This is a genomic window from Mycobacterium sp. C31M (assembly GCF_053345865.1).
Window position 1 is genome coordinate 162,803 of the sequence record NZ_JBKFAX010000017.1, and the last position, 15,859, is coordinate 178,661.

Below are 15,859 nucleotides of genomic sequence, written 5' to 3' on the forward strand. Positions count from 1 at the left end.
GCAGCTTTGCCCGCACCCCCGCGAGCGGATTCCTCACCGGCCACTCGCAAGAGTCACAGGCTTAACGCCCGCCCCACTAGTCTCTTGCACCCCAGAATCCTCCCCCGTCACAGGCGCGCGGTGGCGGATATCAGGTGCGCGTGTCGCAGGCGCGGGCCCGCCAGCTAATGCCGAAACCCGCGCACCTGGGGTGACAGAGCCCCGAAATACCCCAGAAGCGCGTGTCTCGGCGAATGTGTTCGGCCTACGCGCCGACGACCTCTGTCTCGCGGCGCCTACGCGCCGACGACACTCAGCCATTCGCCGTAGAACAACGCGACACCCAGCCCACAGGCGATCGCGGTCAGCAGCCAGAACCGGATGATCACCGTCGTCTCGGCCCAGCCGACCAGTTCGAAGTGGTGATGGAAGGGCGCCATCCGGAACACCCGGCGGCCCGTCGTACGGAAGGCCAGGATCTGCACCACCACCGAGGTCACCTCGGCGACGAACAGCGCGCCCAGCACGACGGCCAGGATCTCGGTGCGGCTGGTCACCGACAGCCCGGCGATGATGCCACCTAGTGCCAGCGAACCGGTGTCGCCCATGAAGATCTTGGCCGGTGCGGCGTTCCACCAGAGGAACCCGATACAGGCACCCGCCGTCGCGGCGGCCACCAAGGCCAGGTCGAGCGGGTCCCGCACGTTGTAGCAGCCCAGGCTGGGGCCGGTGGCGCAGTCGTTGCGGTACTGCCAGAAGGTGATCAGCACGTAGGCGGCGCTGACCATCGCCATCGCGCCGGCGGCCAGGCCGTCCAGCCCGTCGGTCAGGTTGACCGCGTTGGACCAGGCGCTGACCAGGATCACCACGAACAGCACAAAAACCGTCGGCGCCAGCGTCACGGTGGCGATCTCGCGGACATAGGACAGCTGCGCGCTACCCGGGGTCAGCCCCTCGGCATTGCTGAACTGCAGCACGAGGACGCCGAACAACACGGCCGCGGTCAGCTGGCCGATGGTCTTGGCGCGTTTGTTCAGGCCCAGGTTGCGGGAGCGACGGATCTTGATCAGGTCGTCGATGAAGCCGACGATGGCCAGTGCAGTGGCCAGCCCGAGCACCAGCAGGCCCGAGGCCGACGGCCCCTCGCCGCCGAACGGCAACCCGAACAGATGGGTGCCCAGGTAACCGGCCCAGATGCCGGCCATGATGGCGACGCCACCCATCGATGGGGTGCCACGCTTCTTCTGATGGCTGGCCGGGCCGTCCTCCCGGATCTCCTGCCCGAACCCCTGCTTGGTGAACAGCCGGATCAGCACGGGTGTCAGCACGATCGACACCGCCAGCGCGATGGCGACCGCCACCAGGATCTGCTTCATCGGTGCCCGTCCCCCTGCTCGGCGAGGCGATCGGCCAGCGCACCGAGCCCGGCCGCATTGGACGCCTTCACCAGCACCACGTCGCCAGGAGAAAGTTCGTCCTGCAACAGCGCCAGTGCGGCGTCGGCATCGGGCACGAGTACGGACTCACTGCCCCACGACCCTTCCATCACCGCCCCCTGATGCATGGCGCTCATCGATCTCCCGGTTCCCACGACTATCAATCGAGACACATCTAAGCGCACGGCGAACCGGCCGATGCGATCGTGCTCGGATATCGCGTCATCGCCGAGCTCGGCCATCTCGCCCAGAACCGCCCAACTGCGGCGCCTGCCCTGGGCTCCGGAGCGCGCCATCCACGCCAGCGCCTTCAATCCTGCCGTCATCGAGTCGGGATTGGCGTTGTACGCATCGTTGATGACGGTGACGCCGTCGGCCCGGGTGTGCACCTGCATCCGCCGCGCCGAGACCGGGCCGGCACCCGCCAGTGCGTCGGCCACCTGCGGCAGGCTCGCGCCACACTCCAGGGCGACCGCCACCGCGGACAGCGCGTTGGACACCTGATGCTCGCCGTGCACGGCCAGTGCCACCGCGATCTGCTGATCACCGGCGTGCAGCGTGAACCCGGGACGGGCCAGTTCGTCCAGCGTCTCGCCGGAAGACCAGATGTCAGCACCGGGCCCACGCGAGACCCGCACCACCCGCGCCGCGGTCACCTGTGCCATGGCCGCCACCGCGGTGTCATCGACATTCAGGATCACCACACCTGTCGATGGAACTGATTGCGCGAGTTCGGATTTGGTGGCGGCGATGATCTCACGGGAGCCGAACTCACCCAGGTGGGCGGTCCCGACGTTGAGCACCACCCCGATCGACGGGGTCGCGATGGCGGCCAGCGCGGCGATATTGCCGGGATGCCGTGCCGACATCTCCAGGATCAGGAAGTCGGTCGCCGGGGTGGCGCGCAGCACCGTCCACGGATGGCCGAGCTCGTTGTTGAACGACCCGGGCGGGGCCACCACCTCACCCAGTGGGGCGAGCACCGCAGCCAGCAGATCCTTGGTCGACGTCTTGCCCGACGACCCGGTCACGCCGATGATCCGCAGCCCGGCCGCCGTCAGCTCGGCGGCGACCGCGGCGGCCAGCCGGGCCAGCGCCGCGAGCACCGCGGCACCCGAGCCCGCGGCATCGTCATGTTCGAGGGCACCGGAGCCGGTATCGGTGGCACCGGCAGGCGTGACGACGATCGCGGGCACCCCGACCGGCCGCGCGGCCAGCACCGCGACCGCACCGGCCGCGATCGCCGTGGCGGCGAAATCATGTCCGTCGCTGCGGGCGCCCGGGAGTGCCAGGAACAGTCCGCCCGCGGTGACGGCCCGCGAGTCGAATTCGACGGTCCCGGTCACCACGGTCTCGGCCGCCGCGGCGGCATCGATATCGGCCAGTTCGCCGCCCACGATCTCGGCGACCCGGGCCAGGGTCATCTCGATCATCGGCGGTCCTTGAGCGCGGTCAGCGCGGCGGCCAACTCGATGCGGTCGTCGAACGGCCGGGTGACACCCGCCGCGGTCTGCCCGGATTCGTGGCCCTTGCCGGCGATCAGCACAACATCGTCGGCCTGCGCCCAGGCCACGGCGTGATCGATGGCGGTACGCCGGTCCCCGATCTCGATGACCTCGGCGCGCGACCCGGTCACACCGGCGCGGATCGCCGACCGGATCGACGCGGGATCCTCATCGCGCGGATTGTCGTCGGTGATCACCACCAGATCGGCGATCTCGGCCGCGATCCGGCCCATCGGCTCGCGCTTGCCGGCATCACGGTTGCCGCCCGCGCCGAACACCACGGCCAGCCGGCCCCGGGCCTGGTCGCGCAGGGTCTGCAGCACCGCGGCCAGCGCACCGGGTTTGTGCGCGTAGTCGACGAGCGCCAGGAACGGCTGCCCGCAATCGATCGCCTCCAGCCGGCCCGGTACCGCGGCCGCGCGCAGCCCCGGCCCGCTCTGCTCCGGGGATACCCCGACCGCGTCGAGCAGCGCGATCGCCAGCAGCGCATTGGCGATGTTGTAGCGACCGGGCAGCGCAATCCGCAGCGTGTGGTGCACCCCGGCCGGGTCGACGGCCACGAACTCCTGGACGCCCTGCTCGATCGCGTGCGCTGATTCGATGCGCCAGTCGGCGTCGGCCCCGGTGGTGGCCACCCGCACCGGACGGTCGGCCCTGGCGGCGATCTCGCGGCCTGCCTCGTCGTCGACGCACACCACCGCGCGCGCCGCGTGGTTGGGCGAGTCCGGCTCGAACAGTCGCGCCTTGGCGTCCAGATAGTCGGCCATGGTCGGGTGGAAATCCAGATGATCACGCGACAGATTGGTGAAACCGCCCGCCTCGAACGCGGTGCCGTCCACGCGACCCAGGGTCAGGGCGTGGCTGGAGACCTCCATGACGACGGTGTCGACGCCGCGTTCGACCATCACCGCGAGCAGTGCCTGCAGATCCGGCGCCTCCGGTGTGGTCAACGCGCTGGGCTCGTCACGTCCGTCGATGCGGATGCCGACGGTGCCTATCAGGCCCGCCGTCCGGCCGGCGGCGCGCAACCCGGCCTCGACGAGATAGGTGGTGGTGGTTTTGCCGGAGGTGCCGGTGACCCCGATGACCCGCAGGGCCTGCGACGGGTTTCCGTATACATCGGCGGCCACTCCACCGAGCACGGCGCGCGGTTGCGGGTGCACCAGCACCGGTACGGACACCTCGGAGAGCAGTTCGGCCCCGGCCGGATCGGTCAGCACGGCGACGGCACCGGCGGCGATCGCGTCGGATGCGTAGGCGGCACCGTGGGCGCGCCCGCCGGGCAGCGCGGCGAACAGGTCACCGGGCCGGACATCCTGGCTGCGCAGTGTCACGCCGGTGACCCGGATACCCGGGCCGGGCGCCCCCGCGGCGCCGATGCCGTCGGCCAATGGCCCCAGCAATGCACCGGCGGGATTCGAGGGACGCAGTTTCATGGCCTTGCCACAGTACCGGGGGCCATCTGGGACGGATTCCGGCTCACTCCGCCTGCAGTGTCAACGGCGGACCCGGGTCGGCGGACAGCGGCACATTCTCCCGCTGCAGCAGCCAGGACGCGATGTGGTGGAACAGCGGGGCCATGCTGGTGCCCGGCAGCCCGTCTGCGGTGCGCGCCGGGTTGTCGGCCATGATGCCGATGACATAACGCGGGTTGTCCGACGGAGCCATCCCGGCGAAGGTGATCCAATAGTGATCGTCGTAGTAGCAACCGCAGTTCGGGTTGATCTGCTGCGCTGTCCCGGTCTTGCCGGCGATCTGGTAGCCGTCGACCGCGGCCTGCCAACCGGTGCCCTGCTGCACTCCCCGCGGGTCGCGCTGCACGGTGGCGCGCAACAGGTTACGCACCTTGGCCGCGGTGTCGGCCGATACCACCCGGATACCCTCGGGGGCCTCCTCGGCGGTCTCGGTGCCGTCGGCGGCGATGGTGGACTTGATGATCCGCGGCGGCATCCGCACCCCGTCGTTGGCGATGGCCTGGAACATCCCGGTCATCTGCAGCAGTGTCATCGAAAGGCCCTGCCCGATGGGAAGGTTCGCGAACGAGCTGCCCGACCACTGATCCATCGGTGGGACCAGTCCCGCACTCTCGCCGGGAAGTTCGATACCGGTGCGCGCGCCGAGGCCGAACTTCTCCAGCATCTCGGCGAACTTCTCCGGGCCGAACCGCTGCGCCAGCATCAGGGTGCCGACGTTGGAGGACTTACCGAACACGCCGGTGGTGGTGTACTGGTCGACGCCATGGTTCCAGGCGTCCTTCACGGTGACACCGCCCATGTCGATCGAACCCGGTACCGACAGCACCTCGTCGGGATTGGTCAGGCCCATCTCGATGGCCGTCGCCGCGGTGACGATCTTGTTCACCGAGCCCGGTTCGAACGGCGAGGACACCGCCGGGTTGCCCATCTGCCGGTTGCCCTGGCGGCCGACGTCCTGCGAGGGGTCGAACGTGTTGTCGTTCGACATCGCCAGCACCTCACCGGTTTTGGCGTCCAGGACGACGGCCGACACGTTGCCCGCCCCGGACAGGTCCTTGGCCTGCTGCACCTGCTGCTGGACGTAGAACTGGATGTCGTCGTCGAGGGTCAGTTGTATTGTCGCGCCGTCGACGGCCTCGTGCCGGTTGCGCATGCTGCCCGGGATCATCACACCGTCGGAGCCGCGGTCGTAGGTGACCGACCCGTCGGTGCCCGCCAGCTTGGCGTCCAGCGAGTCCTCCAGGCCGAGCAGGCCGTGCCCATCCCAGTCGATACCGCCGACGATATTGGCCGCCAGCGAGCCACCCGGGTACTGCCGGATGTCCTGCCGCTCGGAGCCGACCTCGGGGAACTTGGTGGTGATGGCATCGGCGATGGCCGGGTCGACGGCACGCGCCAGGTAGGCGAAGGTGTCCTTGCTGGTGAGCTTGGCCAGCAGTGTCTTGGCATCGGGCCGGTTGTTCAGCCGGGTCGCGATATCGGCGGCGATCTCACGCAGCCGAGCGTCGGGATCCGGGGCGTCCTCGGGGTTCTTGGCCTGCTCCTCTTCCAGCTGCTTACGGATACGCACCGGCTGGAAGGTCAGCGCCCGGGCCTCGATGGTGAAGGCCAGCTTGTCGTTGTTGCGGTCGACGATGCTGCCGCGGACGGCCTGCTGGACGTCGGTGACCTTGAGCTGACCGGCGGCCTCGGCGCGCAGGCCGGCCGCATTGGAGATCTGCAGGTTGAACAGCTGCGCGGCCGCGACCACCAGCACCAGGAAGATCACCACATTGCCGGCCCGGTGCCGGAACACGAAAGACGAACTGCGCAAACCACTCTGCGCCTGCTGCTGCGGGCGGCGGATGCGCCGATCGGTGGCGGAGTGTTCCTGGTTGCGGTCGCGCGTCATGCCGGGGCACCAGGGACGGGAACCTCGACCGGGACCTCGACGGGCGCCTCGGGAGCGGGCGCCACCGCGGCCGGCGCCTGCGGCAGGTGCTCCAGACCGCCGACCGGTCCGGGCTGCGCGGGCAGCTGCGGAGTCGCCAGATGCGGCAACCCCGGCAGCCCCTCGACGGGAACCGGCGCGGGCATCCCGGGCATCGGCACGACCAACGGTTCACCGGCCGTCAGCGGGGCGGCGGGCGGTAGCTGGGCCGGATCAGCCGGTGGCGCAGCGGGAATCGCAGCGACCTCGGGTGCGGGCGCCGGGGAATTCAACGGTGCCGCCGCGGGCGCATTCTGCGGCGCGGTGCGCGGTGGCACCCGGACCACCACCTCACGCGGGTCCACCACCCGCGGTGCCGGCGGCCCCCCCGCGGGCCGGGCCGGGGCCGCCGGCGCGGCCGGGCGTTCCTCGGGCAGCGGGGTGTTCAGCGGTGGCGGCGGCGCCCCCTCGGCCGGCTTCGGGGTACCGACCACCATCCAGGCACCCGTGGGGTCCTGCACCAGATGCGCGGTGTCGCGGGACGGGATCATGCCCAGCCCGCGGGCGGCCTCGGCCAGCGCCGGCGGCGCCTGGGCCTCCAGCACATCACGCTCGAGCGCCTCCTTCTGCTGCAGCAGGGCCTGATTCAGATCGCGGGCATGCCCGAGCTCATAGGAACGGCTGGCGGCGTCGGTGGACAACCACAGCGTGACGCCGAGGCCGATACCGAGTGCGGCGATGACCAGCACGACGAACGGCACCCGGGCGGCCAGCGTCCGCGGGTTCAGCTCGATGGTGGCCAGCCGGGCGATCAGCCGTTCCCGCAGCGGCGGGCGGACGACCTTGGGGGCCTTGGCCTTACGCGCCTTGGCCCGCGCCTTGGCCTGGCTGGCATTCTTCGGCCGGGCCGGTCCGTCGACCGGGCGCCGCACCGGGGTGGTCTTGGGACCGGACCGCTGCGGCCGCTGCTCCGGCGCGCCGCGGCGTTTACGTGCCGGCGCCTCGGGTTGGCGCCGCTGGACGGCTCTGGCCTCCGGGGTGCTGCCGCGTCGACGCTCGTCGGTGCTGCGCCCCGGTGCGGATCGCTTTCCCTTCATGAGTCATCCTTTCCGGCAACCTTTTCCAGTGCCCGCAGCCGTACCGGAGCACTCCGCGGATTGAGCTCGATCTCGTCGGCGTCGGCCTGTTCGGCGCCTCGGGTCAGTGATACGAATTCGGCCTCGTAACCGGGCAGCTCCATCGGCAGCCCGGGCGGGGTGCGCGATGCGGTCGCCGCGGCGAACAGGCTCTTGACGATCTTGTCCTCCAGGGACTGATAGGCCATCACCACGATCCGGCCCCCGCCCGACAGCGCCGCCAGCGCCGCGGGCAGGGCCTCGCGCAGCGAATCGAGCTCACCGTTGACCGCAATGCGCAACGCCTGGAAGGTCCGCTTGGCCGGGTGCCCGCCGGTGCGCCGGGTGGCCGCCGGGATGGCCTCGTAGAGCACCTCGACCAGCTCGCCGGTGCTGACGAACGGTTGCCGGGCGCGGCGGCGCACAACCCGCGCGGCGATCCGGTTGGCGAACCGCTCGTCGCCGTACTCGCGCAGCAGCCGGGTGATAGCCCGCTCGTCATAGGTGTTGAGGATCTCGGCCGCCGTCAGTGGGGCGTCCGGGTCCATCCGCATGTCCAGCGGCGCGTCGTGGGCGTAGGAGAACCCGCGGTCGATCAGATCGAGCTGCATCGAGGACACCCCGAGATCGAAGAGGACCCCGTCGACCGTGACCTCGTCGCGGTCGTCCCAGTAGCCGTCGTACCGGGTGCGGACCGCTCGGAACCGGTCACCGAAGGGGGCCAGCCGCTCGCCGGCGATGCGCAATGCGTTCGGGTCGCGGTCCAGGCCGATGACGCGCAGGCCGGGCAGATCGCTCAGGAACCGTTCGGTGTGCCCGCCGGCACCGAGGGTGCCATCGACCAGAACGGCGCCGGTGCCGTCGGCGTTGCGGCGGGTCAGGGCCGGGGTCAGCAGCTCGACGCAGCGGTCGAGCAGGACGGGAACGTGGCCGTGTTCGCCGGATTTAGGGGTTCTGCCGGGTTCTGGGGTTCCGCCGGGTTCTGGAGTTTCGTCAGGCACTGCGACTCCCCTGTCGAGAATCCGCACCCCTGCACCGGGGTCCCTGTCCGAGGCGGACCTGGCGTCGGGGAAGTACGCCAGGGCCGGTTCGGACAGAGGCCTCGTTGCACGGGCTTCGGGCTCAGATGATGTCGCGAAGAGCTTCATCGGAAGCCGCTGAGAAGTTCTCTTCGTGGGTGTTCTGGTAGTCCTGCCAGGCCTGAGCGTCCCAGATCTCCAGGAACTTGAAGTTGCCGATCACCACGCATTCCTTGCTGAGGTTCGCGTAGCGCCGGTGGTCGGCCGACAGCGTGATGCGGCCTTGTGCGTCGGGATGCTGTTCATCTGTCGCGGCGGCCAGGTTGCGCAGGTAGGCACGAGCCTCGGGGTTACCGCGCTCGGCCTTCGCGTACTTCTCGGTGATCATGGTCTCGAATTCGGCCCGCGGGTACACGGCAAGGCTGTGATCTTGACTCTTGGTGACCATCAACCCTCCTGCCAGTGCGTCGCGGAACCTTGCGGGCAGTGTGAGCCGCCCCTTGTCGTCGAGTTTGGGCGTGTAGGTGCCGAGAAACATCCCGCCACCTCCAACCACTCGGATTCCGAGTCGCTGCGCTTCACCCGCCGGACGGAGCTCCGGTTGCTCCGTTGTCAGCCACTTTACCCCACAATCCCCCACTTAGCTCCATTTGCTGCCACCAAGTTGGCCCCACTCGCCACTTTGGCCGCATTTGTGCCCCTGCGGATGCCACAAACGCGCCGCCAGACACTCAGAAACAGCAAGAAATCCCAGCTCAAAGCTCCCGATACCCACAACGGGGGTCAAGTGGGTGGAGGTGGGGGGAATGTGGGGCCGTCACCCTGATTTTCCCGACACGCCGCGCGGTTTGCGGGAGCAAAACCACGTCAACGCACAAAAAAGGGGGTAGCTCCGGACCGGAGCTACCCCTGCGTGGAGATCAGTGGGGAATCGGCGTCACTCGTCGAAGCGACGGCGGAAGCGGTCCTCCATGCGGCTGGTGAACGAACCACCACCGGTGGATTTACCGCGCTTACCGGTCTTGGCCGAACCACCGGCGGGCGCACCCTTGTCCGCGGCGCCGCCGGCGACACGCGGGCCGGTGATCGCGAAGACCACACCACCGAACATCACGATGAAGCCGATGACCGAGAGGATCGGGAAACTGCCGATCATGGTCGCCTTGATCGCGACCCCGCAGACCAGCATGGCGATCCCCACCACGAAGAGGGCGATGCCCTGCAGCCGGCGTCGGGCCGACGGGGCACGCAGATTACCGCCGCGAACGCTGGAAGCGAACTTGGGGTCCTCCGCGTACAGCGCGCTTTCGATCTGGTCGAGCATGCGCTGCTCGTGGTCGGAGAGTGGCATCCGTCCCTCCTGGTACGCGCCGTGGGCTCCGCGGAGCCGAAATCTGGAAAACCTATCTGGCGCCCGCGATTTTACGAGCGTCTGATCCCATGATACGAGGTCAATCTGAGCCGTACCACCTACTTCGCCCACGATTGTATGACCTCTGCCACCAAAGACCGCCGTCACCTCACCCACGTGGACCTCTGAGCGCGGCAGGGACCGATAATGACTCCTGACCGTGCGCACCGATGACACCGCGAAGGATCCCGTTGGCGACTTATCTGGTGGACCTGTCGGCGGAGATCATGCGCCAACGGCTCCGCGAAGCGCTCGCGGTGTACGTGCAGGCGATGCAGTACCCGCGGGGCACCGAGGAGCAGCGCGCCTCGATGTGGCTGGAGCACACCCGTCGGGCCGGCTGGAAGGGTGTCGCGGCGCTGAGTACCCCGTCGGTGTCCACCGATCACGGCCCCGACGAGGCCGGTGTGCTGGACTCGGCCGAGATGCTCGGCGTCGCCTACGGATACAGCGGTGCACCCGACCAGTGGTGGCAGCAGCAGGTCATGCACGGTCTGCGCCGCCGCGAGGCCGACGGTCGTCAGACCGACACCGCGGTGCTGTCGGACTACTTCGAGCTCACCGAACTGCACATCCACCCGCACGCCCAGGGGCAGGGCCTGGGTGAGGCGCTGGCCAGGCGGCTGCTGGCCGACCGCACCGAGGCACACGTGCTGCTGTCGACCCCGGAGATCAACGGCGAGTCCAACCGCGCCTGGCGGCTGTACCGGCGGCTCGGCTTCGCTGACGTGATCCGCGACTACCACTTCGCCGGGGACCCCCGGGCGTTCGCCATCCTGGGCCGCACGCTCCCCCTTGACCAGCCCGGTCTGGCACCATGACGCAGGTGCACGCCCGCCCCCGACACCGCCGACTCGCCGGCCTGGTCCTGCTGCTGCTGATCGTCGTCCCGTTTGCCGTCGGCTGCGTGCGGGTGCGCGCGTCGATCACGGTGTCCCCCGACGATCGCGTCTCCGGCCAGATCGTCGCCGCGTCCAAGCCGCGTGACGACGCGGACAAAGGACCGCAGCTGCTCAACTCGCTGCCGTTCAGCAACAAGGTGGCGGTCTCGCAGTACGAGCGCGGGGACTATGTCGGCTCGCAGGCGGTGTTCTCCGACCTGACCTTCGCCGAGCTGCCCCAGCTGGCGAACATGAATCGTGATGCCGCCGGTGTCGACATCTCGTTGCGGCGGGCCGGTGACCTGGTCATCCTGGAGGGCCGGGTGGACCTGACGACACTGTCGGACCCGGAAGCCGACGTCACGCTCAGTGTTGCGTTCCCCGGTGAGGTGACCTCCACCAACGGCGATCAGGTGTCCGGCGAGGTCGTCGAGTGGAAGCTCAAGCCCGGCGTCGTGACGACGATGAACGCCCAGGCCCGCTACACCGACCCGAGCGCCCGCTCGTTCACCGGTGCGGCCATCTGGCTGACCGTCGCGTCGTTCATCGTGGCGGGGGTTCTCGGCTCGGTGGCATGGGTGAGCAGGGACCGCTCACCTCGCGCCGGCGAGACTGCCGATTCATAATTGCGAGGTTGTCAGCGTGCCTGCCGACCAACCGGCGGCCGGGACGCTCTACGCTGAAGGACCCGGGGGTAAGCGAATCAGGTTGAGCAAGCGAATCCAGAAAGGGGCGTCCGCTGAGCGTCGATACAGCGGCACCGTCAGCCGTCGAGTTGGTCAACTCCGTCGTCGAGGAACTGCGTCAGTACCTCGCTGAACGCCGCCGGGATTGTGCCTATATCGGCCCCGAGTATGCCGAGCTGACCGCGGCGCTCGAGGAGTTCGTGCTGCGCGGCGGCAAACGCATCCGCCCGCTCTTTGCCTACTGGGGTTGGCGCGCGGTGGCCGGACAGGACCGGCCCTCGGACTCCCATGCGCTGCGGCTGTTCTCCGCGCTGGAGTTCCTGCACGCCTGTGCGCTGGCCCACGACGACGTCATCGACGCTTCGGCGACCCGACGTGGATTGCCGACCGTGCACCGGCACTTCGCCGAGATGCACCGCGCGAACAACTGGCACGGCTCCCCCGAACAGTTCGGTCTGTCCTCGGCGATCCTGCTCGGCGATCTGTCGCTGGTGTGGGCCGACGACATCGTGGCCACCGCCGATCTACCCGCCGATGCGCACCTGCGGGTGCACCGGGTATGGGCCGATATCCGCACCGAGGTGCTCGGCGGCCAGTATCTGGACATCGTCGCCGAGGCCAGTGGCGCCGACTCGGTGGCCTCGGCCATGAACGTCAACACCTACAAGACCGCGTCGTACACGGTGTCGCGCCCATTGCAGCTCGGTGCCGCGGCTGCCGCGGACCGGCCGGACGTGCAGGCGGTGTTCCATCAGATCGGCACCGATCTGGGCGTCGCATTCCAGCTGCGCGACGATGTCCTCGGCGTGTTCGGCGACCCGGTGGTGACCGGTAAGCCCTCCGGTGACGACCTGCGCTCCGGCAAACGGACCGTGCTGCTGGCAGAAGCGGTCGAACTTGCCCAGAAGACCGACCCGGCCGCGGCCAAGCTGCTGGGCGAGTCGATCGGTACCGAGCTGACCGATGTCGCGGTCAAGGAGGTCTGCATGGCGATCGAGTCGGTCGGTGCGCTGGCCGCCGTCGAGAGCCGCATCGAACTGCTGCACCGGCGCGCAATCGATGCCCTCGAGGCCGCCGATATCGACCCGCAGGCCAAGATCGGTCTCGCCGAGCTGGCCGGTCTGGCGTCGAACCGGTCCGCCTGAGGACATGACCACACCGGTATCGGACGCGCCCGCCACGGGTGGTCACCTCACCCGACTGTGGGCGTTCGCCGTCTCCCCCGAGGCGCGGCCGGCCCGGCTGGGTTTCCTGGGCGCGGTGCTGATCGCCGCTGGTGGCCTGGGTGCGGGCAGCACCCGGTTACACGATCCGCTGCTGGAAGCGCTGCACATGTCGTGGCTGCGGTTCGGGCACGGCCTGGTGCTGTCCTCGGTGCTGTTGTGGGGCGGTGTGGCGCTGATGCTGTCGGCCTGGCTGTGGCTGGGCCGACGGGTCGTCGACCGCACCGCGAGCGAATACACCATGTTGGCCACCACCGGTTTCTGGTTGGCACCGCTGCTGCTCAGCGTGCCGGTGTTCAGCCGGGACACGTACTCCTATCTCGCTCAGGGCGCGCTGCTGCGTGACGGTTTCGATCCGTACGTGGTGGGTCCGGTCGAGAACGTGAACTCGTTGCTGGACAACGTGAGTCCGATCTGGACGACCACCACCGCCCCGTACGGACCGGCCTTCATCCTGGTGGCCAAATTCGTCACCATGGTGGTCGGCGACAACGTCATCGAAGGCACCATGCTGCTGCGGTTGTGCATGTTGCCGGGGCTGGCGCTGCTGATCTGGGCGACGCCGCGGGTGGCCCGCCACCTGAACACCAACTCGGCTGCCGCGCTGTGGATCTGCGTACTCAACCCGTTGGTGATCATCCACCTGATGGGTGGGGTGCACAACGAGATGCTGATGGTCGGTCTGATGATGGCCGCGGTCGCCCTGACCTTCGGGGGCCGACCCATCATCGGGGTGGCGTTCATCGCCACCGCGGTGGCGGTGAAGGCCACCGCCGGTATCGCGCTGCCCTTCATGGTCTGGGTCTGGATGCGACGACTGCGCGACACCCGCGGCTATCGACCGGTGCCGGCGTTCGCGTTCGCCACGGCGGCATCGGCGCTGATCTTCGTCGCGGTGTTCGCGGTGCTGTCCTGGCTGGCCGGGGTGGGCCTGGGCTGGCTGACCGCACTGGCCGGTTCGGTGAAGATCATCAACTGGCTGACCTTGCCGACCGCGGTGGCCAACCTGGTCAACTCGGTGGTCGGTCTGATCGTGCCGGTCAATTTCTACGCGGTCCTGGAGATCACCCGGATCATCGGGATCGCCACCATCGCGATCGCACTCCCGTTGCTGTGGTGGCGTTTTCGGCACACCGACCGGGATGCGCTGACCGGCACGACGCTCGCCCTCGGCGTGGTGGTGCTGTTCGTGCCTGCGGCACTGCCGTGGTACTACACCTGGCCGCTGGCCACGCTGGCACCGCTATGGCAGAGCCGGGCCGCGGTGGCGTTGATCGCCGGGTTCTCGACCTGGATCATGGTGATCTTCAAACCCGACGGATCACACGGGATGTACTCGGTGATCCATGTCGGGTTGGCGATCGCGTGTGCGGTGGCCGCCTGGTACTCACTGTCGCGGGCCCCGGAGAGTTCGGTCCCGCGCCCGGCTTAGTAGGCCATAGCCTGCGCCCGCCGGATGACCTCGCGCGCCTGATGCGAGCGCAGGGCGTCCACCGGTCGCGCATTGGTCTGCTTCTCGGTGCTGCCGTCGCGGCTCAGTGTCAGCGACGGATCCGGGGTGAACAGCCAGCGCATCGATTCGGTGACGTCGAACCCGCCGTCCCGCAGGACCACCAGCAGCCCCGGTAGCGGCTTCACCACGTGACCGTGGTCGTCGAAGAACACCTTGGGCACCACCACGGATCCGTTGCGGCGCACACCGACCAGATGCCCGTCGCGCAGATGCTGATTGACCTTGCTGACCGAGACGCCCAGCAGGTTGGACACTTCCGCCAGGTCCAGCACGGCTTCGTCGGGATCGAGGATGTCATCGGACGCCGGAATGCTCACCGGACCGAGTTTAGGGCCACGGGCGAGGACCTGATACCAGAAACCTGAACCGTACGATGGCTGCGATGGATACCTACCAGCGCACCGACCCGCTCGTCGGCAGCCTGCTGGACGGGCGTTACCTGATCGAGGCGATCATCGCCACCGGCGGCATGTCGACGGTGTACCGCGGCCTGGACACCCGGTTGGACCGGCCGGTGGCGGTCAAGGTGATGGATGCGCGGTACTCCCGCGACGAGGCGTTCCTGTTCCGCTTCCAGCGGGAGGCCCGCACCGTGGCCCGGCTCAAGGGTGACGGCCTGGTGGCGGTGCACGACCAGGGTGGCGGCGGACCGGACGGTCCGCCGCCCTATCTGGTGATGGAACTGGTCGACGGCGGCACGCTGCGTGAACTGCTACGCGAACGCGGACCGATGCCACCGCATGCGGCCGCGGCCGTGCTGGCCCCGATCTGCCGCGGACTGGCGGTCGCGCACGCGGCCGGCCTGGTGCACCGCGATGTGAAACCGGAAAACGTGCTGATCTCCGATGACGGCGAGGTGAAGATAGCCGATTTCGGTCTGGTCCGGGCCGTCGCCGAGGCGGGCATCACCTCGACCAGCGTCATCCTGGGAACCGCCGCCTACCTGTCTCCCGAGCAGGTGGGCACCGGGGACAGCGGACCACGCAGCGATGTCTACGCAGTCGGCGTGCTGGCCTACGAATTGCTCACCGGGCGAACACCTTTCACCGGGGACACCGCGCTGTCGGTGGCCTACCAGCGGATGGACAACGACGTCCCGGCGCCGAGTGCGGCGATCGCCGGGGTGCCACCGGAGTTCGACGCCCTGGTGCGCCGCGCCACCGCCCGGGATCCGCAGGCTCGCTTCGCCGATGCCGGTGAACTCGGTGATGCGTTGGCCGACATCATCGACGAACTCGGACTGCCCGCCTTCCGTGTCCCGGCCCCGCGGCAGTCGGCGCAGCACCGCGCCGCCACCGCCTTCCACAGCCGGGTACACACCGAGGACGGCACCACCGATGTGCGCCCGCCGGCCCCGTACCGACCCACCCGCCAACTCCCGGCCGTCGCGGTTCCCGACGAGCCGGGCCCCGGTGCCGAGGAGGCCGAATATCAGCCGGTGGCCGGGCAATTCGCCGGTGTCGACCTCGAAGAGTTCGTCTGGGCGCGGCAACGGTCGCGGCGGGTGCTGGCGTGCTGGGTCATCCTGGTCATCACCCTGGCCGGCCTGCTGGCCGCCGGTGCATGGACGCTGGGCAACAACCTGTCCAACCTGATCTGAGCGCTAGTTGTACTGACCACAGACGTTAGGTACGGCGTGGCGTGGTGACATGAAGAAGACCTCCGAGTGAAGTGCGAGCTGTCTAGGAACGCACCAACCCTCTCGGA

Annotated in this window: 14 protein-coding genes; 5 read left to right on the top strand and 9 right to left on the bottom strand. The window is 68.9% G+C overall.

From position 1 onward, the window contains the following. Window positions 1–275: 275 nt before the first annotated feature. The 8 genes from mraY to ACLBYA_RS24475 form a co-directional block, all read right to left on the bottom strand. The gene (mraY, locus tag ACLBYA_RS24440) at window positions 276–1,355 is read right to left on the bottom strand and encodes a phospho-N-acetylmuramoyl-pentapeptide-transferase (RefSeq protein ID WP_447712030.1); all 1,080 of its coding nucleotides are present in this window, start codon (window positions 1,353–1,355) and stop codon (window positions 276–278) included. Then, window positions 1,352–2,848, bottom strand: coding sequence for a UDP-N-acetylmuramoyl-tripeptide--D-alanyl-D-alanine ligase (locus tag ACLBYA_RS24445; protein ID WP_447712031.1), 1,497 nt, complete (start codon window positions 2,846–2,848; stop codon window positions 1,352–1,354). Before ACLBYA_RS24445 ends, mraY begins: the two co-directional genes overlap by 4 nt. Next, window positions 2,845–4,356, bottom strand: coding sequence for a UDP-N-acetylmuramoyl-L-alanyl-D-glutamate--2,6-diaminopimelate ligase (locus tag ACLBYA_RS24450; RefSeq protein ID WP_447712032.1), 1,512 nt, complete (start codon window positions 4,354–4,356; stop codon window positions 2,845–2,847). The genes ACLBYA_RS24445 and ACLBYA_RS24450 overlap by 4 nt, the downstream gene beginning before the upstream one ends. 43 nt (window positions 4,357–4,399) lie before the next feature. Further along, on the bottom strand, window positions 4,400–6,286 hold the full coding sequence (locus ACLBYA_RS24455; RefSeq protein WP_447712033.1) for a peptidoglycan D,D-transpeptidase FtsI family protein: 1,887 nt from the start codon (window positions 6,284–6,286) through the stop codon (window positions 4,400–4,402). Beyond that, window positions 6,283–7,401 (bottom strand): hypothetical protein, encoded by a 1,119-nt coding sequence (locus ACLBYA_RS24460; protein WP_447712034.1) that lies wholly within the window; start codon window positions 7,399–7,401, stop codon window positions 6,283–6,285. Before ACLBYA_RS24460 ends, ACLBYA_RS24455 begins: the two co-directional genes overlap by 4 nt. Continuing rightward, the gene (gene rsmH / locus ACLBYA_RS24465; RefSeq protein WP_447712035.1) at window positions 7,398–8,567 is read right to left on the bottom strand and encodes a 16S rRNA (cytosine(1402)-N(4))-methyltransferase RsmH; all 1,170 of its coding nucleotides are present in this window, start codon (window positions 8,565–8,567) and stop codon (window positions 7,398–7,400) included. The genes ACLBYA_RS24460 and rsmH overlap by 4 nt, the downstream gene beginning before the upstream one ends. After that, the gene (mraZ, locus tag ACLBYA_RS24470) at window positions 8,542–8,976 is read right to left on the bottom strand and encodes a division/cell wall cluster transcriptional repressor MraZ (protein ID WP_447712036.1); all 435 of its coding nucleotides are present in this window, start codon (window positions 8,974–8,976) and stop codon (window positions 8,542–8,544) included. Before mraZ ends, rsmH begins: the two co-directional genes overlap by 26 nt. Before the next feature lie 399 nt (window positions 8,977–9,375). Further along, on the bottom strand, window positions 9,376–9,789 hold the full coding sequence (locus ACLBYA_RS24475) for a DUF3040 domain-containing protein (RefSeq protein ID WP_447712037.1): 414 nt from the start codon (window positions 9,787–9,789) through the stop codon (window positions 9,376–9,378). A 251-nt stretch (window positions 9,790–10,040) separates the two neighbouring features. On the opposite strand from ACLBYA_RS24475, the gene ACLBYA_RS24480 reads away from it, so the two are divergent. From ACLBYA_RS24480 to ACLBYA_RS24495, 4 genes are all read left to right on the top strand, one after another. Then, a complete protein-coding gene (locus ACLBYA_RS24480; protein ID WP_447712057.1) occupies window positions 10,041–10,670 on the top strand; it encodes a GNAT family N-acetyltransferase in 630 nt (209 codons plus the stop codon). After that, window positions 10,667–11,356 carry an LppM family (lipo)protein gene (locus tag ACLBYA_RS24485; protein ID WP_447712038.1) on the top strand — a complete coding sequence of 230 codons (690 nt, stop codon included), beginning with the start codon at window positions 10,667–10,669 and terminating at the stop codon, window positions 11,354–11,356. The genes ACLBYA_RS24480 and ACLBYA_RS24485 overlap by 4 nt, the downstream gene beginning before the upstream one ends. Window positions 11,357–11,505: 149 nt before the next feature. Beyond that, on the top strand, window positions 11,506–12,561 hold the full coding sequence (gene idsA2 / locus ACLBYA_RS24490) for a bifunctional (2E,6E)-farnesyl/geranyl diphosphate synthase (protein WP_447712039.1): 1,056 nt from the start codon (window positions 11,506–11,508) through the stop codon (window positions 12,559–12,561). 4 nt (window positions 12,562–12,565) lie between these two features. Next, window positions 12,566–14,071: an alpha-(1->6)-mannopyranosyltransferase A gene (locus ACLBYA_RS24495; protein WP_447712040.1), complete on the top strand. Its 1,506-nt coding sequence runs from the start codon at window positions 12,566–12,568 to the stop codon at window positions 14,069–14,071. On the opposite strand, the gene ACLBYA_RS24500 is transcribed toward ACLBYA_RS24495, so the two are convergent. Then, complete coding sequence (locus tag ACLBYA_RS24500; RefSeq protein ID WP_447712041.1) at window positions 14,068–14,469, bottom strand: Rv2175c family DNA-binding protein; 402 nt, start codon at window positions 14,467–14,469, stop codon at window positions 14,068–14,070. The two genes, ACLBYA_RS24495 and ACLBYA_RS24500, sit on opposite strands and share 4 nt — an antisense overlap. A 65-nt stretch (window positions 14,470–14,534) precedes the next feature. On the opposite strand from ACLBYA_RS24500, the gene ACLBYA_RS24505 reads away from it, so the two are divergent. Continuing rightward, complete coding sequence (locus ACLBYA_RS24505) at window positions 14,535–15,752, top strand: protein kinase domain-containing protein (RefSeq protein WP_447712042.1); 1,218 nt, start codon at window positions 14,535–14,537, stop codon at window positions 15,750–15,752. Window positions 15,753–15,859 lie beyond the last annotated feature (107 nt).

Excerpts from the sequence above, each read along its gene's own strand:
- mraY (WP_447712030.1), bottom strand. The coding sequence starts at position 1,355 with ATGAAGCAGATCCTGGTGGCGGTCGCCATCGCGCTGGCGGTGTCGATC.
- ACLBYA_RS24445 (WP_447712031.1), bottom strand. The coding sequence starts at position 2,848 with ATGATCGAGATGACCCTGGCCCGGGTCGCCGAGATCGTGGGCGGCGAA.
- ACLBYA_RS24450 (WP_447712032.1), bottom strand. The coding sequence starts at position 4,356 with ATGAAACTGCGTCCCTCGAATCCCGCCGGTGCATTGCTGGGGCCATTG.
- ACLBYA_RS24455 (WP_447712033.1), bottom strand. The coding sequence starts at position 6,286 with ATGACGCGCGACCGCAACCAGGAACACTCCGCCACCGATCGGCGCATC.
- ACLBYA_RS24460 (WP_447712034.1), bottom strand. The coding sequence starts at position 7,401 with ATGAAGGGAAAGCGATCCGCACCGGGGCGCAGCACCGACGAGCGTCGA.
- rsmH (WP_447712035.1), bottom strand. The coding sequence starts at position 8,567 with ATGAAGCTCTTCGCGACATCATCTGAGCCCGAAGCCCGTGCAACGAGG.
- mraZ (WP_447712036.1), bottom strand. The coding sequence starts at position 8,976 with ATGTTTCTCGGCACCTACACGCCCAAACTCGACGACAAGGGGCGGCTC.
- ACLBYA_RS24475 (WP_447712037.1), bottom strand. The coding sequence starts at position 9,789 with ATGCCACTCTCCGACCACGAGCAGCGCATGCTCGACCAGATCGAAAGC.
- ACLBYA_RS24485 (WP_447712038.1), top strand. The coding sequence starts at position 10,667 with ATGACGCAGGTGCACGCCCGCCCCCGACACCGCCGACTCGCCGGCCTG.
- ACLBYA_RS24495 (WP_447712040.1), top strand. The coding sequence starts at position 12,566 with ATGACCACACCGGTATCGGACGCGCCCGCCACGGGTGGTCACCTCACC.
- ACLBYA_RS24505 (WP_447712042.1), top strand. The coding sequence starts at position 14,535 with ATGGATACCTACCAGCGCACCGACCCGCTCGTCGGCAGCCTGCTGGAC.